22 protein-coding genes are annotated in these 22,629 nt (G+C 40.0%); 5 read left to right on the forward strand and 17 right to left on the reverse strand.

All coding sequences use genetic code 11. The features are described from left to right. Window positions 1–6 precede the first annotated feature (6 nt). From ACE1TH_RS06985 to ACE1TH_RS06995, 3 genes are all read right to left on the reverse strand, one after another. Window positions 7–921, reverse strand: a complete 915-nt coding sequence (locus ACE1TH_RS06985; RefSeq protein ID WP_255225167.1) for a carbohydrate ABC transporter permease — start codon at window positions 919–921, stop codon at window positions 7–9. Next, the gene (locus ACE1TH_RS06990; RefSeq protein ID WP_099300597.1) at window positions 921–1,805 is read right to left on the reverse strand and encodes a carbohydrate ABC transporter permease; all 885 of its coding nucleotides are present in this window, start codon (window positions 1,803–1,805) and stop codon (window positions 921–923) included. Before ACE1TH_RS06990 ends, ACE1TH_RS06985 begins: the two co-directional genes overlap by 1 nt. A gap of 110 nt (window positions 1,806–1,915) precedes the next feature. Next, complete coding sequence (locus ACE1TH_RS06995) at window positions 1,916–3,169, reverse strand: extracellular solute-binding protein (protein ID WP_099300596.1); 1,254 nt, start codon at window positions 3,167–3,169, stop codon at window positions 1,916–1,918. Window positions 3,170–3,688: 519 nt separating this feature from the next. On the opposite strand from ACE1TH_RS06995, the gene katG reads away from it, so the two are divergent. After that, window positions 3,689–5,914 (forward strand): catalase/peroxidase HPI, encoded by a 2,226-nt coding sequence (gene katG / locus ACE1TH_RS07000; RefSeq protein WP_375078642.1) that lies wholly within the window; start codon window positions 3,689–3,691, stop codon window positions 5,912–5,914. Window positions 5,915–6,006: 92 nt separating this feature from the next. Here katG and ACE1TH_RS07005 read toward each other — a convergent pair whose 3' ends face one another. Together ACE1TH_RS07005 and nhaC are read right to left on the reverse strand one after the other, a co-directional pair. Continuing rightward, a complete protein-coding gene (locus ACE1TH_RS07005) occupies window positions 6,007–6,855 on the reverse strand; it encodes a GNAT family N-acetyltransferase (protein ID WP_375078643.1) in 849 nt (282 codons plus the stop codon). Between the two features lie 116 nt (window positions 6,856–6,971). Continuing rightward, window positions 6,972–8,354, reverse strand: a complete 1,383-nt coding sequence (gene nhaC / locus ACE1TH_RS07010) for a Na+/H+ antiporter NhaC (protein ID WP_255301112.1) — start codon at window positions 8,352–8,354, stop codon at window positions 6,972–6,974. Window positions 8,355–8,618: 264 nt separating this feature from the next. On the opposite strand from nhaC, the gene ACE1TH_RS07015 reads away from it, so the two are divergent. Together ACE1TH_RS07015 and ACE1TH_RS07020 are read left to right on the forward strand one after the other, a co-directional pair. Further along, window positions 8,619–10,055, forward strand: coding sequence for an NAD(P)H-binding protein (locus ACE1TH_RS07015; RefSeq protein ID WP_255225162.1), 1,437 nt, complete (start codon window positions 8,619–8,621; stop codon window positions 10,053–10,055). Window positions 10,056–10,100: 45 nt separating this feature from the next. Next, a complete protein-coding gene (locus tag ACE1TH_RS07020) occupies window positions 10,101–10,436 on the forward strand; it encodes a metal-sulfur cluster assembly factor (RefSeq protein ID WP_099300592.1) in 336 nt (111 codons plus the stop codon). Between the two features lie 117 nt (window positions 10,437–10,553). Here ACE1TH_RS07020 and ACE1TH_RS07025 read toward each other — a convergent pair whose 3' ends face one another. The 3 genes from ACE1TH_RS07025 to ACE1TH_RS07035 all read right to left on the reverse strand — a co-directional run bounded on the left by ACE1TH_RS07025 (window position 10,554) and on the right by ACE1TH_RS07035 (window position 13,593). After that, window positions 10,554–11,594, reverse strand: coding sequence for a F0F1 ATP synthase subunit beta (locus tag ACE1TH_RS07025; protein ID WP_099300591.1), 1,041 nt, complete (start codon window positions 11,592–11,594; stop codon window positions 10,554–10,556). A 6-nt stretch (window positions 11,595–11,600) separates the two neighbouring features. Then, window positions 11,601–12,560, reverse strand: a complete 960-nt coding sequence (locus tag ACE1TH_RS07030; RefSeq protein WP_099300590.1) for an acetamidase/formamidase family protein — start codon at window positions 12,558–12,560, stop codon at window positions 11,601–11,603. Window positions 12,561–12,648: 88 nt separating this feature from the next. Then, window positions 12,649–13,593, reverse strand: coding sequence for an ATP-grasp domain-containing protein (locus ACE1TH_RS07035; RefSeq protein ID WP_375078644.1), 945 nt, complete (start codon window positions 13,591–13,593; stop codon window positions 12,649–12,651). A 93-nt stretch (window positions 13,594–13,686) separates the two neighbouring features. Here ACE1TH_RS07035 and ACE1TH_RS07040 point away from each other — a divergent pair, with 93 nt between their 5' ends. Continuing rightward, the gene (locus ACE1TH_RS07040; RefSeq protein ID WP_099300588.1) at window positions 13,687–14,403 is read left to right on the forward strand and encodes a 5-formyltetrahydrofolate cyclo-ligase; all 717 of its coding nucleotides are present in this window, start codon (window positions 13,687–13,689) and stop codon (window positions 14,401–14,403) included. Here ACE1TH_RS07040 and ACE1TH_RS07045 read toward each other — a convergent pair. Beyond that, entirely contained in the window at window positions 14,400–15,122 is a 723-nt protein-coding gene (locus ACE1TH_RS07045) for a YwiC-like family protein (protein WP_099300587.1), read from the reverse strand. The two genes, ACE1TH_RS07040 and ACE1TH_RS07045, sit on opposite strands and share 4 nt — an antisense overlap. Before the next feature lie 89 nt (window positions 15,123–15,211). Further along, on the reverse strand, window positions 15,212–15,931 hold the full coding sequence (locus ACE1TH_RS07050; protein ID WP_099300586.1) for a YebC/PmpR family DNA-binding transcriptional regulator: 720 nt from the start codon (window positions 15,929–15,931) through the stop codon (window positions 15,212–15,214). A gap of 142 nt (window positions 15,932–16,073) precedes the next feature. Here ACE1TH_RS07050 and ACE1TH_RS07055 point away from each other — a divergent pair, with 142 nt between their 5' ends. After that, window positions 16,074–16,373: a hypothetical protein gene (locus ACE1TH_RS07055; protein WP_176554210.1), complete on the forward strand. Its 300-nt coding sequence runs from the start codon at window positions 16,074–16,076 to the stop codon at window positions 16,371–16,373. Here ACE1TH_RS07055 and ACE1TH_RS07060 read toward each other — a convergent pair. From ACE1TH_RS07060 to ACE1TH_RS07090, 7 genes are all read right to left on the reverse strand, one after another. Continuing rightward, the gene (locus ACE1TH_RS07060) at window positions 16,370–17,137 is read right to left on the reverse strand and encodes an exodeoxyribonuclease III (protein WP_375078645.1); all 768 of its coding nucleotides are present in this window, start codon (window positions 17,135–17,137) and stop codon (window positions 16,370–16,372) included. The two genes, ACE1TH_RS07055 and ACE1TH_RS07060, sit on opposite strands and share 4 nt — an antisense overlap. 51 nt (window positions 17,138–17,188) lie before the next feature. After that, complete coding sequence (locus ACE1TH_RS07065; protein ID WP_375078646.1) at window positions 17,189–18,322, reverse strand: bifunctional cystathionine gamma-lyase/homocysteine desulfhydrase; 1,134 nt, start codon at window positions 18,320–18,322, stop codon at window positions 17,189–17,191. Beyond that, window positions 18,319–19,245: a PLP-dependent cysteine synthase family protein gene (locus ACE1TH_RS07070; protein ID WP_375078647.1), complete on the reverse strand. Its 927-nt coding sequence runs from the start codon at window positions 19,243–19,245 to the stop codon at window positions 18,319–18,321. Before ACE1TH_RS07070 ends, ACE1TH_RS07065 begins: the two co-directional genes overlap by 4 nt. 131 nt (window positions 19,246–19,376) lie before the next feature. Then, window positions 19,377–20,375: an LLM class flavin-dependent oxidoreductase gene (locus tag ACE1TH_RS07075; RefSeq protein WP_375078648.1), complete on the reverse strand. Its 999-nt coding sequence runs from the start codon at window positions 20,373–20,375 to the stop codon at window positions 19,377–19,379. Window positions 20,376–20,465: 90 nt separating this feature from the next. Beyond that, a complete protein-coding gene (locus ACE1TH_RS07080; RefSeq protein ID WP_176554209.1) occupies window positions 20,466–20,618 on the reverse strand; it encodes a hypothetical protein in 153 nt (50 codons plus the stop codon). A gap of 46 nt (window positions 20,619–20,664) precedes the next feature. Continuing rightward, complete coding sequence (locus ACE1TH_RS07085) at window positions 20,665–21,426, reverse strand: type II toxin-antitoxin system SpoIISA family toxin (RefSeq protein WP_375078649.1); 762 nt, start codon at window positions 21,424–21,426, stop codon at window positions 20,665–20,667. 123 nt (window positions 21,427–21,549) lie between these two features. Next, window positions 21,550–22,539: an LLM class flavin-dependent oxidoreductase gene (locus ACE1TH_RS07090; RefSeq protein ID WP_375078650.1), complete on the reverse strand. Its 990-nt coding sequence runs from the start codon at window positions 22,537–22,539 to the stop codon at window positions 21,550–21,552. Window positions 22,540–22,629 lie beyond the last annotated feature (90 nt).

The raw sequence follows: 22,629 nt of genomic DNA on the forward strand, positions 1-22,629 counted from the left end.
ATCACCTTACGATTTAATTGCGCCTGAAACTAGACCAGATATAATTTGTTTCTGGAAGAAAATAAAGATGATAAACACTGGTAACAACGACACAACAGAAGCCGCCATTAAATGACCCCAGTTCGTATTATTTAAAAAGCTAAACTCCGCCAAGCCTAATGGAATCGTCCTCATTTCAGGTGAAGTGGTTAAAATAAGTGGCGATAAAAAATCGTTCCACGAATTTAAAAATGTCATAATGACAAGAACCGCAACGATTGGTCTAGCTAACGGAAAAATTATTTGCCAGACGATACGAAACTCTGATGCTCCATCAACTTTTGCCGCATAAATTAATTCATCTGGTAAGCCCGAAATATATTGCCTCATTAAGAAAATACCAAATGGCGTAACAAGGGTAGGAACAATAAGCGCTTGATACGTATCGATCCAACCAATGTTTTGCATAAGTTGAAACACGGGTATCATAGTTACTTGGAAAGGAATCATGAAACTCGTCAAGACGAGAATAAAGATCATATTTTTTCCTGGGAACGTCATTTTTGCAAAGGTATAACCGACCATCGTACAGAAAAAAACATTTCCTACTACAATCGATGTTGAAACAAATAAACTGTTTCCTAAATACCGTGCGAAATTCCCGTTTGAAAGGACCGTGACGTAATTATCAAATGATGGATTCCTCGGAATAATGTCTGCTAACGTTCGCAGGACGACCCCGTCGGTTTTGATTGAAATACTCACCATATATAAGAATGGTATGAGCATGACACTTAACGGTATGAGTAAAAGAAAGAATAAACCGATTTCTCGAGGCTTATAATCCAACCATTTTCTTTTCGGCTTCTTATTTGGGCCTAACGGCGTCGCGCTATCGTTCATTAAGAGCGGCGCTTTCGGCTGGTGAGATGGTTGATTCATCAGTCTCCAACCCCCTTATTAATGCCCATAACTTTTAACATCAACAGTGAGATACCCATGATAATCACAAACAGGACATATGCCGTTGCAGATGCAGGACCAAACTGAAATTGTTTAAATGCTTCCTCGTATAAATAGAACACGATGGTTGTAGTCGCATTTAACGGTCCCCCGCTTGTTAGCGTGTATACTTCTGGAAAAACTTGAAACGTATTAATTGTGTTAATGACAATGACAACAATGGCAATTTGGCGAATATGTGGCATTGTTACATGCCAAAATTGTTTAAACCGCGACGCGCCATCGACCGTAGCAGCTTCATATAAATCTTTTGGAATTGATTGCAATCCAGCTAGAAAAATCAGCATATAAAACCCACACGACATCCAAACCGACAGACCCATTAATGAAGCAAGAGCCGTTCTCGTATCCATTAGCCAGTTCATAGTCGGCAAATTAAAGAGGTTTAAGATCATATTTAAAAAACCTGACGGCGAATACATAAAATTAAACATCATTGATACGACAATAATGGACGTTACGGTTGGCAAGAAAAACCCGACTCGAAAGAAATTTTTAAACGGGATTCTTTGGTTAACGGCTAACGCTAAAATTAAAGCAATTGATACCGTGAACGGGATTGTACCAACAACATAAATAAATGTGTTGAGTAGCGCCCGTCCAAATACAGGGTCCTGAAACAAACTTGTATAGTTTTCTAATCCAACAAACTCCATTTCTCCACGTAAAATTTGCACATCATGAAAGCTATAAATAAACGATTGAATTAACGGATATACGCTAAATACGGCAAACAATAAAAACCACGGGAGCAAAAAGATATAAGCCATCTTACTTTGCTTCATTGCTGTCCAAGTTGACACCGTCACACCTCCACATTAAAAAGGATATCCCCCGCTTTCACGAGGGATTTTTACTTGTCGAAAACATTTTAAAGCTTGCAGATTTTCGCTTATTTCTATTCTTATTCTTATTAAAGCTCGTTTTCAATTTTTTCGTGAGCATCATTTAAAGACTCTGTTGGATCGACTCCATTTAACAACGTACGTTCGACCGCTTCAACGACATGGCGACTTATGCTTTGCCACTCAGTAATGGCAGGAGACGATTTAGCACTCTCTAGCTGACCAGCAAAAACAGATAACTGCGGATTTTCATCAAAAAATTCGTGCTCTTCTACTCCAGGAACAGCCGCAAACATCGAACCAACACGCTGCATATGGTCGATCGCTTGTTCTTCAGAAGCAACATGCTCCATTAACATAAAGGCTTCCTCTTTATTTTCTGACCCTTCTGGAATAACTAAAATTTCGCCACCTGCAAAACTCGATGCTGTCGCTTGTGCCCCATCTGGAATTGGTGCAACGTCAAAGTTTAAATCTGGCGCATCACGTGGAATAGAGAAGACACCCCATGCTCCTGAGAAGGACATGCCGATATTTCCTGCACGAAATTCACTATCAATGACTTCACTTTGTGATACAAGGGAGTATTCGCTCATTTCCTTGTAAAATTCAAGCGCTTCAATCATTTCTGGTGAGTTAATGGTACTTGCCGAGTTATCTTCATTTAATACGTCCGCTCCGTTACTCCAAGCTGTCGCCATGAAATAATGCCATGTTGCTTCCGGCTCACCTGCATGGATGCCAAAACCAGACGCATCTGTATTTTCTTCAATTTGTTTTGCGTACTCGAGCATCTCTTCCCAATTTTGCGGTGGACTATTTGGATCAAGCCCTGCTTCTTCAAAAATATCTGTATTAATATACATTGCTCTAGAAGACATCAACCATGGCATGCCGTAAACATCGTCTTCATACGTAACCGTATCCCAATTCACATGATTATCATAAATTGGTTGAACTTGTTCAGAAACATTCGCAAGAACGCCCTCTTCGACAAAGTTGGCAAACCAGGTATCCCCTAATTCAATGACATCAGGAACAGAGTTTCCAGCAAAAGCCGTTGTAATTTGTTCAAGTCCATTATCCCAAGTCAACTGGCGTAAATTCACGTTAATATTCGGGTTTTCTTCAATAAAGGAATCAATAACTGGGTTAATAGTATTTTCAGAATTCGGATCATCTTCACCGGTAAAAAACCAAAAATCAAGTGTTACTTCATCATCTCCTCCAGAAGAACTTCCTTCTTCGCTTCCTCCATTACAAGCTGCAAGCATCATGCTTAATCCGCCAAAAATTGCTGCATACTTAAGATATTTTTTCAAAAGTATGACCCCCTTAATTAATTTTTCCAGTGGACGTATTAATTGTATGTAGGAAGACTAGGTCGTTTGTCCAATAGGAAGATGACGTAATTGTAGATGATCTCTTTTTAATTGTCAATAAAATTTTTATTTTCTAATATCAATCGCTTACATAATGTGTTTTTGTTTTAACTTGTTTGGGAATTTGCTATACTAGTGTTAACCGTTAAGCACTATTCCCTATGTTTATCGGTTTACACTTTGATTTCTTAGCGTTTCGCTAGTCTCACTTACTAAGAAGTTTTTATCAATTACATTTAGGTCTCTCTCCCTATTCTTTATAGTGTTCGCACTTTTACAGACAACAAACTTCTTCACCCCCCGCCAGTGGTCCGACAAAAACTTTCTCATTCTAACAAGATAATCCTTTTCAAGTTGTGCAAAATTTATTATAATGATTACATAATAATTATTATCATCTGAGATTCGATTTCAGGTGATCACAATTATTCTATTAATCTTTTAAAAAGGAGAATGATTATGACTGAAAATAACATCATTTCTGAAGCGAATCATTCAGGAGGAAAATGTCCGTTTTTTCACGGGAGTCCGACGAACACAACCGTTTTCGGAACGCCAGAACGTGAATGGTGGCCTAATCAACTAAACTTATCAATTCTTCGTCAACATGACAAAAAATCAAATCCAATGAATGAAGACTTTGATTATACTGAAGCATTCAAGAACTTAGATTATGAAGGATTGAAAAAAGATTTACATGCGCTTATGACAGACAGCCAAGACTGGTGGCCCGCTGACTTCGGTCATTACGGTCCTATGTTTATTCGTATGGCTTGGCATTCTGCTGGTACATATCGTACTGGTGATGGTCGTGGTGGTGGCGCAGCTGGTGCCCAACGTTTTGCCCCATTAAATAGCTGGGCTGACAATGCAAACATTGATAAAGCTCGACGCTTGCTATGGCCAATTAAACAAAAGTACGGAAATAAAATTTCTTGGGCAGATTTATTCTTGCTAACTGGAAACGTCGCTATTGAATCTATGGGCGGGAAAACATTTGGATTCGGTGGTGGTCGTCCGGACGTGTGGCACCCTGAAGAAGATATTTATTGGGGGAACGAAACAGAAATGCTTGGCGATAACCGTTACTCAGGTGACCGTGAGCTCGAAAACCCTCTTGCTGCTGTGCAAATGGGCTTGATTTACGTAAACCCTGAAGGACCTAACGGAAACCCCGACCCTGTTCAAAGTGGCCGCGACATTCGTGAAACATTTGGACGGATGGGAATGAATGATGAAGAAACTGTTGCACTCGTTGCCGGTGGTCACACATTCGGTAAAGCCCATGGCGCTGGCGAAGCTGACAAGCATGTAGGCGCAGAACCTGAAGCAGCTCCGATTGAAGCACAAGGTCTCGGTTGGTTAAGTACGCATGGTAGCGGAAAAGGCCGCGACACCATTACAAGTGGTATTGAAGGTGCTTGGACACAAAATCCTACTCAATGGGATAACGGCTTCTTTGATCTTCTTTTTGGCTATGAATGGGAATTAACAAAAAGTCCTGCCGGTGCTCACCAGTGGACACCAGTGAATGTCGAAGAAAAAGATTTAGCTCCTGACGCAGAGGACAACTCGATTCGCGTAAAAACGATCATGACAACAGCTGACATGGCACTTCGCATGGACCCGGCTTACGAAAAAATTTCGCGACATTTCCATGAAAATCCTGAAGAATTTGCAGATGCTTTTGCACGTGCTTGGTTTAAATTGTTACACCGTGACATGGGTCCACGTGATCGTTATTTAGGACCAGAAGTTCCAAGTGAGGTATTATTATGGCAAGATCCGATTCCAGCAGGGAATTACGATCTTTCTGAACAAGAAATCGCTACATTAAAAGAGGAGATTCTAAATACAAATCTTCATGTATCGGATCTTGTGACAACAGCGTGGGCTTCTGCAAGCACGTTCCGAGGTTCAGATAACCGCGGCGGAGCAAATGGTGCACGTATTCGTCTTGCCCCGCAAAAAGACTGGGCAATTTTTCAAAATGAGTCGATTACAAACACTCTTGCAACTCTTGAGAAATTACATGAAACAACAGAGATTAACGTGAGTCTTGCCGACTTAATCGTTCTTGGCGGAAATGCAGCTATTGAAAAAGCCGCAAACGATGCAGGCTTTGATGTAACGGTTCCATTTACTCCGGGACGTGGCGATGCAACACAAGACCAAACTGATATTGAGAACTTTGACGTTTTAGAACCGTCATCTGATGGATTCCGTAATTTCCAAAAACAAAAATTTACCGTTTCAGAAGAAGAATTGCTTGTTGATAAAGCACACCTTCTTAACTTAACTGCGCCGGAAATGACGGTTCTTGTTGGAGGTATGCGCGTACTAGGCACAAACCACGATGGTAGCAACCACGGTGTCTTCACGAATCAAGTTGGTACATTAACAAACGATTTCTTCACTAACTTGCTTGACATTGGTATTGAGTGGAAAGCTGTTGATGGCGATGTGTATGAAGGCCGTGATCGTAGTACTGGCGAAGTTGTTCGCTCTGCGACGCGTGTTGATTTAGTTTTCGGTTCTAATTCCATCCTTCGAGCGATTTCAGAAGTATACGCTCAAGACGATAATAAAGGAAAATTTGTCAACGACTTTATCTCAGCATGGACGAAAGTCATGAACAACGATCGTTTTGATGTAAAACGAAAAGAACCGGCATTAACAAAATAAATCCATTCTTCAAGGCAGAAACGGAAAGATATGAATACCATAAAAGACGGTTCATCCTATTTAGGGTGAACCGTCTATTTGCTTTTTATCCGTTAGTCACGTTTCACTTCAAATAAAATCCACGGGGATGGAATTTCAAACGTAACATCCTCTGGCTTTAAACTTTTTTGCGTTTCAGACAAATCAATCCAAAGCTTCCCCTCCGGAAACTTCTCATTAAACAACTGAACTTGGTTTCGTACAACTTCCCACAGCCCTTCTTGTGTCCAAAGATCATCCCATGGATATACCATATGTAAATAATTCGTCCCTTTTTGATCGTATTTAAAAATGACGAATCGATCTTCAGTAGGATGTTGAAACAAACACCAATCATTTACATTCGCTTCTAAAAAGAGAGAAAGTGTTGCTGGAAATGAATAGTAGCATTCATATGGAAACACCCGATGCTCGTCTACAAATTCTTTTATAAGTAAATCTTGTTTTGCTTCAATGTCGACGATCTCTTTCCACGTAATGGCTTCATTGAAGCTAGTATCTGGAGCCGTGACTCTTGTTGCATTAAATAATGTTGTTACTTTCTTCATATGTAATCGTGCTAATATTTTTTGAGCAGGAAGGTTGTCGCGCTCCGTATTTGCGCCAATCCATTCAACATTTGAATCATCTTTCGCTCTTTCGATTACGAAAGCTAGTAAACTTGTTGAATAGCCTTTTCCTTGAAATCGACGATCGCTGCGTAAGCGACCTAACATAGCATAGTAATTAGAGAAGACCGTATAACCAGCCATACTAACCAGTTGATCCTCAACAAACAACCCATACAGCACGTGGTTTCCTTTCGTTAAAGATGGAAAGATTCTTTCGATATAGTCATCGTTAATCCCGGTTTCCATTAAGGTAAAAAATACTTGATCTTCTTCAAACAATTGACGAATCATGATGTCACCCCTTCTATCTACAATGAGCATAGCGTATTTTTTTACGTTCGCCAAATCGAATAAATAAAAAAGCGATGACCCTAGTATTTGAAGGTCAATCGCCGTGAATCCTTTTATTACGAGTGTGCTGCTTTCTTCCCAACGCCAATACCTAAATAGCCAAAAAGAATCGTTAAAATTGGTGATAAAAATAAGAAAAATGCATACGGAATGTAGTCAATAACTGCTACACCTAATGTAGAAGCGAAAAAAGCGCCACTTACTCCCCACGGAATTAGAGGATTAACAAGTGTTCCTGCATCTTCAAGTGTTCTGGAGAGATTTTTTTTCTCTATGTTTAGCCTTTCGTAATGCTTCTCAAATGCTTTACCAGGTAATAAAATAGACAGGTATTGTTCGCCTGTTAGTGCGTTAACGCTGATGGAAGATGCAGCAGTGGCGCCAATGACGTTTCCTCTGCTGTTGAGAAATGAGCGAAAAAACGTTAGTAGTCGATCAATTAAACCTACCCGCTGAATCAAACTTCCGAGCAATAATGCAATGATAACGAGTGAAATGGACCACATCATCGACTGTAGGCCACCAGCATTAACGATTGCGTCAATTGATTCATTTCCGGTTTCTGTTGAAAAACCATTTTGAATAACAGTAAACCATTCGCTAATTGTCCAGCTACCTTGAATCAATCCAGCTGTTAGAAGTCCTGTACCGATTCCAATCGCTAGAGCTGGAATTGTAGGAAAACGCATAAAAGCAAGCACTACGACCACAAGTGGTGATAGCAGGGTCAACATGCTAATGGAGAATGACGCATCTAATGTTGCCAGCATTGCCTGAACCCCTTCCGGCTCGCTTGCCGAATATGTCCGGCCAATAAACAAAAATAAAACCGCCGTAATGAGAAAGCTAGGAATAGTCGTCCACATTAAATGCTTAATATGTGTAAACAAATCCACGCCTATCGCACCAGAAGCGAGATTCGTCGTATCGGATAAAGGCGACATTTTATCGCCAAAGCATGCACCGCAAATGATCGCACCAGCAGCCATAGCCGGATTAACCCCTAAAGCTAACCCAATCCCCATCATTGCTACACCGACAGACCCAATGGTTGTAAAAGAGCTTCCTGTAAAACTAGATACGATCACACAGATAAGCAAGGCACTAATCGCAAACCATTCGGGAGAGATAATCGTTAGACCATAAAACAAAATGGTCGGAACTGTTCCACTCATCATCCATACGGCAATAACAATCCCAACTAATGATAGGATTAAAATGGCTTTTGTACCATCCGTAAGACCTTTTACCATTGCTTTTTCGAGTTCCTGCCATTTGATATTTAAAAAGATCCCGATTATACTAACTAACACAATACAAAATAATAACGGAATATGCGGCTCAGCTTGTAAGAGAGTCATGCTAGTAACGATTAGCGCCATCATAACAATAAGTAAAAGCATCGCCGATCCTAACGATATCTTTTTTTCTTCCATCATCGATTCTTCCCTTCTCTTTCCCCCGAATACTTTATCACTTTCACGCTTTTATGCTTTTGTGCAATAAAGTTATTAAGGCTTAATCGTAACGAACCTCTCCTTATTCGTCAATAAAATTTTTTTATTTATCCATTCTTATTTCACACATTTCCGCAAAAGAACGAAAATCCCTTCTATTTACTTCTAATTTCGTCATTTATAAACCGATTAAAAACAAGGTTCTAAGGGTATCACAGTAGATAGCAAACGTCTGGAGGGACAACTATGGCAAAAAAACCTACTATTGCAATTAGTGGTGCGAGTGGCTATATTGGTAAAAACTTAATGAATCAATTGAAAGACAAAGCTCATATTATCGCATTATCACGTTCCATTGAAAACAAAGTAAATTCTGACAACATAACCTGGCGACAAGCCGATTTATTTTCATTAAGTGATTCAGAAAACGCATTAAAGGATGTGGACTATGCCGTGTACCTCGTCCATTCCATGCTGCCATCTGCAAAATTAACACAAGCGAAATTTGAGGATATGGACTTTATTTTAGCTGATAACTTTGCTCAAGCCGCTCAAAAAAATCAAGTGAAACAAATTATCTATTTAAGTGGGATTCTTCCTGAAAATGAAAAAGAATTATCTCGTCACTTAGAAAGCCGCCGAGAAGTTGAAATGGTGCTAAATTCTTATCATGTACCGGTTACAACCGTTCGTGCGGGGCTCATTGTAGGACCAAGTGGATCTTCCTTCCCGATTGTGAAGAAACTCGTAAAACGATTGCCTATGATGATCTTACCAAAATGGACACGACAAAAAACCCACCCGGTTGCTTTACCTGACGTGCTACATGCTCTTGATGGCTCAATCGGAAATAAAGATGTTACTGATAAATCAATTGATGTTGCGGGTCCTGAAGTGATGACCTATCGTGATATTATGCTTGAAACAGCAGATGTTATGGGAAAAAAGCGAAAAATGATTAATGTGCCATTTATGTCTGTAAAACTATCCCGATTATGGGTTTCGGTTACAACAGGAACCCCTAAAGAAATGGTCTATCCATTAATTGAAAGCTTAATTCACCCAATGGTAGCCGAAGCATCACGGATGCACCCTGACCTCAGCTATGGACAAACAACATTCCGCGAAGCCGCTCAAGCAGCTCTTGAAGAAGAAGCAGAGGAAAGCAACGATCAACCGAAATCACGTCCTGCAAAACCGCAAAAAGTTGCCGATGTTCGCTCCATTCAACGTGTGCCGCTACCGAAAGACCAGAGTGCTGATTGGCTCGGTCGCTATTATTTACAATGGTTAGAGAGCATTGGAAAACCGTTTCTACACGCAAAAGAAAATGACCACCAATCGTCAATTTATCTTTTCAATAAAAAGATGCTAGAGTTTTCTTATGCAAAAGAACGCAGTCATGAACAACGTGCGCTTTATTATATTACAGGTGGTGCATTTGCGAAGGTTAATGCGGAACCAGGAAGAGGCCGAATCGAGTTTAGAAAAATTCCTCATAAAGATGAGTGCATCATTGCCATTCATGAGTATCAACCATCTCTGCCTTGGATTCTTTACACATTTACTCAAGCGAACATGCATATTTGGGTTATGTTCTTATTTAAAAAACATTTACAACGAATGATTCGCAAAGATACGCTCCCTTCATTAAAGTTTGAGCAATTTTATTTAAATGAATAAAAAACGTTGGTATACTTAATGTAAATGAGTTTCGGAGGTGTCGTTATGCCAACAGAACAAGAAATGAAAGAAACGAAAGAACGAGTAATGGGAGAACTTGAAAACGTAATGGACCCAGAACTAGGAATTGACATCGTGAATTTAGGTCTGATTTATGACATTCATCTAGATGATAACTTAAATGCAGAAGTTGAAATGACATTAACAGCTATGGGATGTCCGCTCGCAGGAACCATCGTTTCCGACGTTAAAAACTCTCTAACGGATCTTCAAGAGTTAGGAGAAATTGGCGAAGTAGATGTTAATATTGTCTGGAGCCCAGCGTGGTCAAAAGATAAAATGTCTCGTTATGCCAAAATCGCACTCGGTGTAACCGATTAATCCATCCCCTTTCAATATTTGATTGAGCAAGGGATATAGCGCATCAGCCGGTTTTGCACACAGATCTTCGCTATTTGTTGCAGAAATTACCGTCTGAGGCGCTTTTTTTGTTGTTATCTATCTTTTATCAAGAGAACCTTTGTACATGAAATAGGAAATTGGCTCATGATTCCATTTTCCTGCAAGAATTTCTTGTAAATCATGCATAAGCTTTTTATAAGAGACAGACTCCCCCTTCCGTTTCGTGTACGGCTCTGAAATAAAAAAGGGTTGTGTGAAATAAGCTTCAAGCCTTTCTCCAACTTGAAAATAAAATGTCTCCTCTTCAGGAAGTTTATCATAACCTTTTTGACTGTAGAGTGTACGTAGTTCTTGATAACGCCTTAAATATCTTTTCATATCTTTTTGAAAGCGCAGAGTATTAGATGCCTCAAATCCATCATCCGAGTAAGAAGATAATGGATCGAGTGCAGGATATTTCTTTTGTGCAACTAGCTTGCTATCAAACCCCCATAACGTGTCTAATGGTCCAAAAGGCAACTCTTCATCAACTGCTTCCCCTTTTAAATCAACTAAAAGAATGGTTATACTTTTTAATTTATCGAGATCTTGTTGTTGAAGATAGCGAAGATCTCCTTGAATTACGTGAGCGCGGTCCATCACAATTAGTACATCTTCATTGTTTAATTGCTCCTTTATCAGCAGTATCGCGTTTTCTTTCGATGACGCTATGAACTCCGATTCCTTTTTCACTTCTGCAACACCGGGAATTATTTGATTCGGGTGTATCAACATTGTTTTGAACCCTTTACGTTTTAAGCGATAAAAAAGTTCGGCTATTAAGACTAGCTGACCCATATCTTTACGAGCTACAAGTCCAGTTACACTTCCTTTTCTTAGTGGCGCTAAGCAATCAATTACTTTTATACCTGTTTCAATTACACTTAGTTTATTGTTATAGATAATCAGCTCGTCAATTGAACACCCCGCCAACATTGATAGTCGTACGAGTGTTTGAACTTCAGCTTTCGCAAGAGGAATTTTTCCTGTACAAAGATTTGATACTGTTGCTGATCTTATACCAATCTGCTTTGCGGCAACCGTTAAATTTGGTACTTTTTCTCTTAACAACGAAACATTCAAACGTATATTCATCATTGTTCATCAACCCCTTACTAATTGGTCTTTCTTTAAAGAAGCATGAACCCCTTTTGTTCCATTTACAACTTGCGTTAAACTTAGGTCCACCGCTAGTGAAGCCCATAATGTTGCTTCTACTTTTGTAAATGAAAAGATTTTTTGCATCCAATTGATCATGTCCTCAAGCGCAAGCCACATGGCCTCTTCAACATTTTCATGGAATGCGAGGGTAATATAATGGTCTTGTGTGATCGCTCTAGGTCTTTCTATAGACATGTCTTTTAAAAGATGAAACTCTAAATGGACTTTTTCCATCGGACATTCTAATGCCGGGCCACTAATTTCACCATTTCCTTGAGCGGCGTGGCCATCACCGACAGAAAAAAGGCCTCCCGCTACTTCTACTGGCAAATATAATGTACTTCCTTTTTGCAAGTCTTTACAATCAATATTGCCACCAGTATTTCTAGGCGGGAACGTACTATGAAATCCTTTGTCTTTAGGAGCTAAACCCATAATACCCATAAACGGTTTCATCAGAATACTATAGTCGAAGTTCTTGAACTGACTCGTCGCTCTCATTGTTTTATGATTTAAAGAGTAATCATACAAAACCTCTTGTTCGTCTTCAATGTTTAACCGCTTGTTCCAATCGCTCTTGAACCCTCCTGCAGATGCCCATCCCCAACTACCAGGCACTATATCTAAAATATTAACAGCGATTACATCACCAGGCATCGCTCCTTTAATCTCTACTGGACCAGTAAGCGCATGACCGAAAAAAGGAGCTTGATTCTCAGGAATAATATCTGTCCAACGTTGCCTGCGTTCCCCAATTGCTGTCCTAGACTCTTTCCCCCAACCTGAATCTAATGTTTTAAAAATAACCTGCTCACCTGAATGAATTGAAAGAACTGGCTTTAAATCCCGATTAAACGCGTTATGTAAAGATAAACGACTCGGAGCCAAATGATGGCTATTCATATTAAAACCTCCTTTTATTACTTTATAGCGTAATTAAATTTACTTTAAAAGTCAATAATTTTCAGAAAAATAAAAAAGACCGAGTTTTTCACTCGGCCTTAACGGTCATTAATTTCTCTAATTGTCCGCCTAAAAATGTGGCAATTTCTAACATCCCAAATTGATTGGCTTCGGCTTCTGCTTCTGAATTGTAGTTCGTGTTTGTATTTATATCATACGTATATAGGACGCCGTTCTTATCTTTAATACACTCAATTCCGGCAATGCCAATTCCATTGTTTTGAAGGACTCGCTGATAGCGTTCAATTACTGGCTCAGAAAATGTAGGATCAATCATAAATTTTGATGTAGGCTCTTCTCCTACTGGACAATATAGGTTTTCAATCGAGCAAGCATCTGCTGGACAAAGTTCAAATCCATCCGAAGTATTGACGCGAACCGCATAAATAAATCGACCACCAACAAATTCACAGCGCGTAATAAACGGCTCTTCTGATTCAATATATTGTTGTAGCAATGTGATGCCATCTACAGGTTCTTCAAAAGCATCGCTATCTAAGTATGCACGTAACGCCTCTCGAGATTGAAACAACTGAACGCCTAGTCCTTTCCCAGCGCGGTTGTGCTTCGTAATAAACGCTTCACCTTCGAATGCTTCACTCGCTTGATAAAGCTGCTCCTTCCCCACAGCGGCAATGGTTTTTGGGGTTTTCACACCTTCTTTTTCTAGTTCAGCGTATTGAACAACTTTACTTAGTTCCAATCGTAATGCTCGGGAATCGTTGATGACGGTGCGTCCATATCGTTCAAGCCATGCAAGCACGGCACTCGTTAATTCTGGTGCAAATCGATGACCACGAGTATGAGAAGATGCGCTCATACGATTGTAAAAAATACCCTCTGGCGGCGGTTCATTTAAATGGATGGCACCAGTCGATAAGTTCCAGTTTTCATAAGGCAATTGCAGTTGAGTCAAGCGTTCGAACAGTGGCGCACTCCATTCTTCATTTTCATGGATGACATAAATTTTCATAGATGGTTGTCCCCTTGCTATTAAGGTTGTTATTGTATACATTTATGATAGCAATTTCTCAAAAGAGTAACAATAAGAAGGTGTTGTAATTCAATGGATAAACAAGAAATTCGAGAACTTACGTGGGCGACAATGACAGAAGAAAAGGTGGCTCGTTTCCCGTTTCCGATAAAAGGGCGCATACCAAACTTTAAAGGTGCCGAGGCGGCTGCGGCGATTGTAAGAAAAACCGATCTTTATCAACAAGCCAAAATAATAAAAGTGAACCCAGATTCTCCTCAGTTACCACTGCGAGCAGCAATTCTAGCAGATGGGAAAACACTATTTGTGCCAACTCCTCGATTAAAAGATGGCTTTATCCAAGTTAAACCAGAGTCGGTTCCCTCAAATGAGTACCGGAAAGCAGCCAGTTTAACCCACATAAAATCGTATGGGAAAATTATTTCTTTAAAAGACCTTCCGCAAATCGATTTAATGGTTATGGGTTCTGTAACCGTAGATCGAGATGGACGCCGCTTAGGCAAAGGTGCCGGTTATGCCGATCGTGAGTACGCCATTTTGAAAGAGCTTGGTCAAAAAGATATTCCTGTTCTTACTACGATACATTCCTGCCAACTTTGCGAAGAGGAGCTACCCATGAACCCTTATGACGTCACAATGGACTATATTGCCACTGAAAAAGAACTGATTCAAACGAACAGTACTCATTTAAAACCGAGCGGCATATTCTGGGATCAAGTCTCTCCTGAGGAGCTAGAAGACATGCCGATTTTACAAGAATTAAAAACGCTAACCTCTAGTCGGCGCTAACGCTGGCTAGTTAAGTCTTCATACCATTTTTCTAATACATGATTATTAGATGCATTGAGGTAAATATCTTGATCGTCAACCTCAATATATAGATAGTCTGATTTATCACCTTTTGTAAACAATAGAACAGTCTCATTATCACTAGTCTGTCTGTGATATCCTTTTGAAACGGTCGGTGTTCCAATTCCGTTTATCCGTACCATGGAAGGCCGTTCCTTGATTATTTGTACATCTACAACTTCCTCTATTGGCCATTCTGATCCGTAGGCACCAGTAATTTCAAAGGTATCTTCGTTAACGTGAAAGTCGTGAGGATACATGCCCCTTACTGTAAAACTGACAAAAATAACCATTAAAACGAATCCAATTCCTCCATTTAAAAAGTAGGAGCGGTTTCTTTTTTCTTTGACTTCGTAACGCGAGAGGTAAGTCGTTCCTCCAAATAAAACCATTATAAACACAAGCCATTGAAGGGTCATTGCATATTGAATCGCTAGTAAAACAGGGATGAGAAAAACGAGAAGTACACTTCCTAGTCCAACCATTAATTTTGCATGTTTTTGTGGCCATCCATTTTCAAGAAGCTGTTTTTGTTCATTTTGTTTTCGCATGCCGAAATTTGAAACAAAATCATAATAATCGTACTTTAACATCAATAGACTTGAAACAATCATACATACACTCATCAAACCAATGATAACTCCATAAACAATAAGCATCTTTACCTCTCCCATCCCCCTAATCTACGTAGATCGAAGCAGAGCGTTTCAAAAAAAGCTGATCGACGGTGTCGACCAGCTAATCAAGCTTATTCAGTAAACGCAACATTATGATACACTTGCTGCACATCTTCTAAATCATCAAGCGCATCAATGAGTTTCTCAAGTTGCGTTTCACTTTCTTCATCTAATTGAACTTCTGTTTGCGGCAACATCGACGTCTCGACTAAATTAAACGATTGAATCCCTGCTTGCTTTAACGCTTCTTGAACAGATTGAAGTTGATCCGGCTCGGCGTAGATTATGACCAATTCATCTTCTTCAAGGATATCTCTCGCGTCAAGATCGGCTTCCATTAACAATTCCAACGTCTCATCCGCAGATTTTCCTTCAAATGCAATCACAGCTGTATGTTCAAACATATAGGATACGGAACCACTGACACCCATATTCCCACCATTTTTCCCAAAAGCCGCTCGTACATCGGATGCCGTTCGATTTACGTTATTCGTTAATGCGTCAACAATAAGCATTGAACCATTCGGCCCAAAACCTTCATAGCGCAAGTGATCGTAGTTTTCGTCCGCCCCACCTTTTGCTTTTTCTAACGCTCTTTCAATAATTGCTTTTGGCACATTGTATGTTTTCGCTCGTTCAAGGACGACTTTTAATGCTTGGTTCGCTTCAGGATCTGGTTCTCCTTGCTTTGCAACTACATAAATTTCGCGCCCAAACTTTGCATAGATTTTACTCGTATTCGCATCTTTTGACGCTTTTTTTTCTTTAATATTGTTCCATTTACGCCCCATAACCCGTCACTCTCTTTCTGCTTAGTTTTCACTATATATTATAACGTAAAAAAGAAAAGCTGCGTAGATTGCTTTCTTAATCTCTCTTAAACATCTATAATGTAGCTTGAAACAATTTACGTACGATCGGAGGCTCATTGCGATGAACGAACAGAATGATCCAACCAACCATATTATTAAAAGCTATCAACAAGACGAACAAATGATGATTCTTGTCTTCTCCCAGTGGTGTATGAACAACGACTTAGACCCTGTTCAATTATATCAAGAGGCGTATCCCCAACAAGGAAACAATAGTGAGTTAGCTCAAGCACTAGCCTTAACAGTACCGAAAGCGGATTCCAGTCCCATTGCCACGGAAACGGTCATTAACCTGCTTAGTTTATTTGGGAACGAAGATTTGGCTTTTATTGTCCAGCAGCACAGACCTTCAGGAAGCTAACACTTGCTTCCTGTTGTTAATTCCATCCCTACCGGACAATGATCACTTCCATAGATGTGAGCGTAAATGCTCGCGTCTTTTAGCCTTGATTCAAGATTTTGATCCACTAGAAAATAGTCGATCCGCCAGCCGATATTCCGTTCACGAACCTTCGCCATATACGACCACCATGTAAAAGACTCATCGTCAGTTGGATAGAAGTAACGAAATGAATCAATAAAACCAGATGTCATAAGACGCTCGAACTTGCCACGCTCTTGATCCGTAAAACCAGCATTTCCAATATTAGCGCGGTCGTTTTTAACATCAATTCCTTCTCGAGCGACGTTTAAATCTCCACATAAGATAACTGGTTTTGATTCTTGTAACGATTGAATGTACGTGCGTACTTCCTGTTCCCACTCCATTCGGTATCCAAGTCGACTTAAATCCCGCTTTGCATTCGGTGTATACATCGTCATTAAATAAAATTGCTCGTATTCAAGGGTGATGACCCGGCCTTCCAAATCTGGAAAGTCCTCGCCTAAACCATAATGGACGTGAAGCGGGGAATGTTTTGTAAAAATAGCTGTCCCAGAATACCCTTTTCTTTCTGCATAATTCCAATATTGCTCATAGCCAGGTAAATCTAGTACCAACTGTCCTTCCTGCATTTTGATCTCTTGTAGACAAAAGAAATCGGCGTCTACTTCTTGAAAAAAATCTAAAAATCCCTTTTTCACACAAGCACGTATGCCATTCACATTCCACGATATAAACTTCATCTCTACTACTCTCCCATTCTATGTAAAAAAAGACTGCTTATAAGCAGTCGATTAAGTCGATAACGCAATTTCCAAGTCTTCTGCTAAATCTTCTACATCTTCCAAGCCAATAGACAAACGTATAAGCGAATCTTTAATTCCAAGTGCTTCACGTCTTTCTTTAGGTATCGAAGCATGGGTCATTTTTGCCGGAATCGAAATTAAACTCTCTACTGCACCTAAACTTTCTGCGAGCGTAAAGTAATGGGTGCGCTCTACTGTCTGTAGCGCGAGTTCATCACTGATCGTCGTAAAAGATACGATACCGCCAAACCCTCTTGATTGAAGCGCGTGTGTCGCATGACCCGGGTGGTGAAGTAAACCAGGATAATACACATCCTTCACATTCGGGTGACTTTGCAGAAATTTCACGAGCTGTCTCGTGTTTGTTTCGATTTCTTCCATTCGTACTGCCAGTGTTTTAATTCCTCTCATTAATAAATAGGAATCATGCGGACCTAAAATGGCTCCTGTTGCGTTTTGGATATACGCTAGTTGAGCAGCCAATTGATCATCTTTTACAATGACCGCTCCTGCTATAACATCACTATGACCACCTAAATATTTCGTTGCACTATGAATCACAACATCTGCACCGTACCGCAACGGATTTTGAAAGTATGGTGTGGCAAATGTATTATCAATGATAAACAGTAGCTGATGTTCATTTGCTACTTGACCTATTCTACTAAGGTCTGTCACTTTAAGCAAAGGATTTGTTGGCGTTTCAACGAAAAGAGCCTTCGTTTTTGGTAAGATCGCTTCTTCTACTGCTAAAATATCACTTGTATCCACAAACGAAATGGATATTTTCTCTTTTTCTAAAAATCTAGTAAAAAAACGATACGTTCCTCCATACACATCATCCGTAATAATAATGTGATCTCCAGGAGAAAGTAGCTTCATAACAGCAGTGATCGCGGCCATACCTGACGCAAACGCAAAACCGTATTCGCCTTCCTCGATATCAGCAAGTAGTTTTTCTACAGCCTCTCGGGTAGGGTTTCCTGTACGACCATATTCATATTTAAATAACCCGATCTGGTCTTGCTTAAATGTGCTTGAGAGTTGAATGGGTTGATTTACCGCGCCTGTTGCATGATCAATTCCTTTTCCACCATGAATCAGCTTCGTTTTTTGTCTCAATTCTCATCCTCCTCATAAATCCCCTTACTTAAGTAGCGATCAGATCCGTCTGCAAAAATCATCACAATATTTGTTGGTCGATTTGACCGATGTGCTTCATTTAATCCAGCTTTAAACACTGCACCAGATGAGCTTCCTACTAAGATGCCTTCTTGCTTCGCTAACGCACGTACGTAAGAAAAGGCTTCTAAATCTGTTATCGTATGAATGCGATCAAACAAAGAAGGAATAACGTATGATGGAATAAACTCCATTCCAATTCCTTCTGTTCGATGTGGACCTATCGTTCCACCATCAAGAATTGACCCTTCAGGTTGAACAACAACCGTTTGAATCGCTTGATTTTGTTCTTTTAAAAAAGCTGCTGTGCCTTGAAACGTTCCACAAGACCCTGTTCCTGCTATGAAAACATCAATTTGACCATCCATTTGTTTATAAATCTCTGGTCCAAGGGTTTTATAATAAGTTAAAGGGTTTTCTGGGTTTTGAAATTGCAACGGACAATAAGCATCTTCCAATGAAGCAGCTAATTCCTTTGCTTTTTCAATCGCACCTTTCATGCCTTTTTCAGTTGCAGTATTTACTACTGTTGCGCCTAAACCGCGAATGAGCTGTTGTTTCTCAATACTAAAGCTTTCTGGTACAACAGCAATGACTTTAATGTTCGTGCCGATTGCGGCAAGCGCGAGGGCGATTCCTGTATTCCCTGCTGTAGGCTCGATTATGGTTCCTGAAGAAGTGATGCGCTTGTTTTTTAACGCTTCTTTTAGCAATTGTTGACCTAAACGATCTTTGATACTGCCACCTGGGTTATAGCTTTCAAGTTTTGCAAATAACCGTACACCTTCAGGAACTGGAAAGGAACGAATTTCAACGATTGGTGTCTTGCCAATGAGTTCGTGAACATGAACATGGACATCCATCTTCTCACCTCATTCATTCTTAATACAGTATCGTATGTATTTTCTTAGGGGATGTGCCTAGTTTTCACAACAAATATGGTGAATGAAATTATAAAAGAACACAAAAAAACATTTGCCGACTAGACAAATGTTTACAACGAAACGAGTTGAGGATAAATTTCTGACAGCAAACGATAGGAATGGAGACGGTCGCGTAATTCTGGCGCATGTGTTAATACCATGAATTCATCTACTTCTAACGTCTTAGCGAGATGATCAAGCCGCTTCTTCACGTATTGTTTATCGCCAACAATCGTGCTTGTGTCACCTTCTTCAATTTTTCGACGGGTGTCTGCATCCATTTGATTTAATACATACTCTGCTTCGCTCTTAGTTGGAATCCAACCCATTGGTTGATTCATGGACTGAAGAACTTGCCACACTCGAACAGAACGATGGAGACGTTCCGCTTCTTCTTGTGTATCTGCACATAGTACAGAGACACAAGCAAAGGCTTGTCCATTATTAGACTGGCTTCGATAAGCATGTAACACGGTCTCACTATCTTCTTCTTTCATAAAGTGACCGTAGACATAGTGAAGCCGATGCTTGCTAGCGAGAGCAGCACTTTTTTCTGATGTTCCTAGCATAAAGACTTGAGGTTTTTCAAATGGAATTGGCGCTGCATTAAGAGAAGAAAAACGATGTGATTCCGGAAAATCACGACGAATAAAATGCATTAATTCTTCAACTTTTGCATCCATTTGATTAATTTGCTCAATAAAGTTCGTTGACAATGCTTCTGAAGCTTCTGCTGAACCACCTGGGGATCGACCTAATCCTAAGTCCATTCTTCCTGGGAATAAATTTGCCAGCATATTAAATGTTTCAGCCACTTTATACGGTTTATAATGAGGAAGCAAAATCGCCCCTGCCCCCAAACGAATTGAATGGGTTTTGGCTCCTATATAAGCAAGCAAAATTTCTGGCGAAGGCGATAAAAGCGCATCTAAATCATGATGTTCCGCAACCCAATAGCGGTGATAGCCCAGATTTTCAGCAGCCACTGCTAAGTCAGCCGTTTCTTTTAACGCAATCTCATTTGTTGACTCAGACGATCGCGGTACTTGATCGAGGATACTAAGTTTCATCCAACTGGACCTTCTTTCTAACAGATCTTAGTATATACCCTATCGAAATTAGTCGAATTTAGCAACTAATATCCCCTTACAATCACCGAATCATACAGAACGCCGATCTTCTTTTCCTTCTTTTTTCCACTTATTGAATAATTGAATCGCTTCTTTGTTCTTTTTTTGCAAATTCATTGTGAAAGGAGACGAGAAAAACGCTGGTAAAATGCTCTCTGTTGACTTTTTTGCTGTTTTTTTCACGGTATCACCCACTTAAACAAGTTTGTATAGTCTAGAATATTCTTCTTTACATGAGTTGGTGAGCCTTGTTCTCATCCTCTTCATTAAAAGAAAGCAAATCATAAATCGCCACTAGAGAAGCAAATAACAGCGCATCATACTCGATAATTCGTTCTTCTGATGAAAGCTTTATAACATGATGCTCGCCTTGTAAAATAACTGGAATAAAAATTAAGCGATCCTTCTCACCATAATAAACGTCCTGTCTTTCAAGCGTTGCATTTACGACTGTCTTGTTTGAAAAATGAAAAAGAAGATGGTCTTTTTCCGCCTTCGTCATGAAGGGGAACAAGTTCGCTTCAATATCGGTTTTCTCTGCAAATTTCAAAAGAATTTCTCGCACACCTGTAATATATGCATCATGCCCACCATAATAGACGTTAATTGTGTCACTTTTTAAAAGTCGGAAAAAAGCTTTAAGACGTTTTTCCTGGAGCTGCAATACTTCCTGATTGGTTTCAATAAGCTGTCCAGTATCAATTGTAAAAAGGTTTGAGCCAAATCGTTGTACGTAAGCACTTAAAAATACAAATGCGTCAATAATAACAAATAAACACGCAACGATTAGATAGTAGTGCCAGTTTTCAAAGAGGCTTGTTGGATAAAGTGTCCATGAAAGTGCAGCCCCTGCTGTAAATAAGGCATACCAAATTTTTCTGATAAAAGGAAGTTTTCTCTTTGTCGCATCTTCCCATTTCCAAGAAGCAAATACATAAAATGCTAGTCCACTTACGCTCAGCCACACAAGAATTTGGTAAAGTAACAGCATGCGAACAGCCCCCTTTTCCTTTTCCTGTATGAATATGTCGCATAAGCGAAAAAAAGAGATGGTTTTTATTGGGAAATAAAAAAACACTAGCGTAAAAGGCTAGTGTTTAAAAGGGTGTACGCTTTATTGCCATGCGTCCATGATCTGTTTGTAAGAATCAATTTGCTTGTCTTCATCGTAAACTGTCGTTTGTATCATCACTTCATTGACACGCAATGTAGAAGCAAATTCTTTTAACTGTTGCGCAACGGTTTTTCCATCGCCAATAAAAGAACCACTTAATTGTTCCATCACTAGTTGCTCCTCATGAGGGGACCAGATTGTATCCATATTCTCCACAGCTGGCTGGAGTTTTCCAGGTCGATTTCGAATCATGGAAAGAAATTGTTGGTAGAGTGATGTGGCGAGCCGATGGGCTTCCCCTTCACTTTCAGCAGCAATTCCATTTACCGCAATCATACTGTACGGTTCGCTTAAAACCGAGGACGGTTTAAAGGTGTCATAATAAAGATTTAACGCTGGGACAATTTGTTTTGGTGAGAAATGACCAGCAAAAGCAAACGGTAAACCTAATTCCCCTGCCATTTGCGCGCTATAGCCACTCGAGCCTAACAACCAGACTGGTACATCTTCTCCTTCACCAGGAATCGCTCGTACGTGTGGATTTGCCGATAAAGGGGTAAAGTAATGACGCAACTCTTCCACTAAACTCGGAAAATCATGAGCAGATTGTCCATTTCGTCTTAACGCTTGTGCAGTTAATTGATCAGTTCCAGGCGCTCTTCCTAATCCTAAATCAATTCGATTTGGGTGCAAGGCAGCCAGTGTACCAAACTGTTCGGCTATAATTAACGGAGCGTGATTAGGAAGCATAATTCCTCCTGAACCTACTCGGATGGTCTTTGTTGCTTGTGCGATTTGTCCAATAAGAACCGCTGTCGCTGAGCTCGCAACACCATGCATATTGTGATGCTCCGCTACCCAGAAGCGATGATAGCCATAGGATTCAGCAGCTTGTGCACTTCGAATTGTATGCTGTAACGCTTCTCTTACGCTTTTCCCTTCTCGTACAGGTGCTAAATTCAATGCTGATACGTTTACTTGTTGTGTCATGTAGATTCCACCTTTCGTGCTACATATAGTTTATCCACTAAAAAGGATCGTTTCAAATTAAACGATTTGACTGTTACTAAATGATTTACT

This window comes from Shouchella sp. JSM 1781072, from assembly GCF_041949915.1.
In the GTDB taxonomy this organism is placed as follows: Bacteria; Bacillota; Bacilli; order Bacillales; family Bacillaceae_D; genus Shouchella.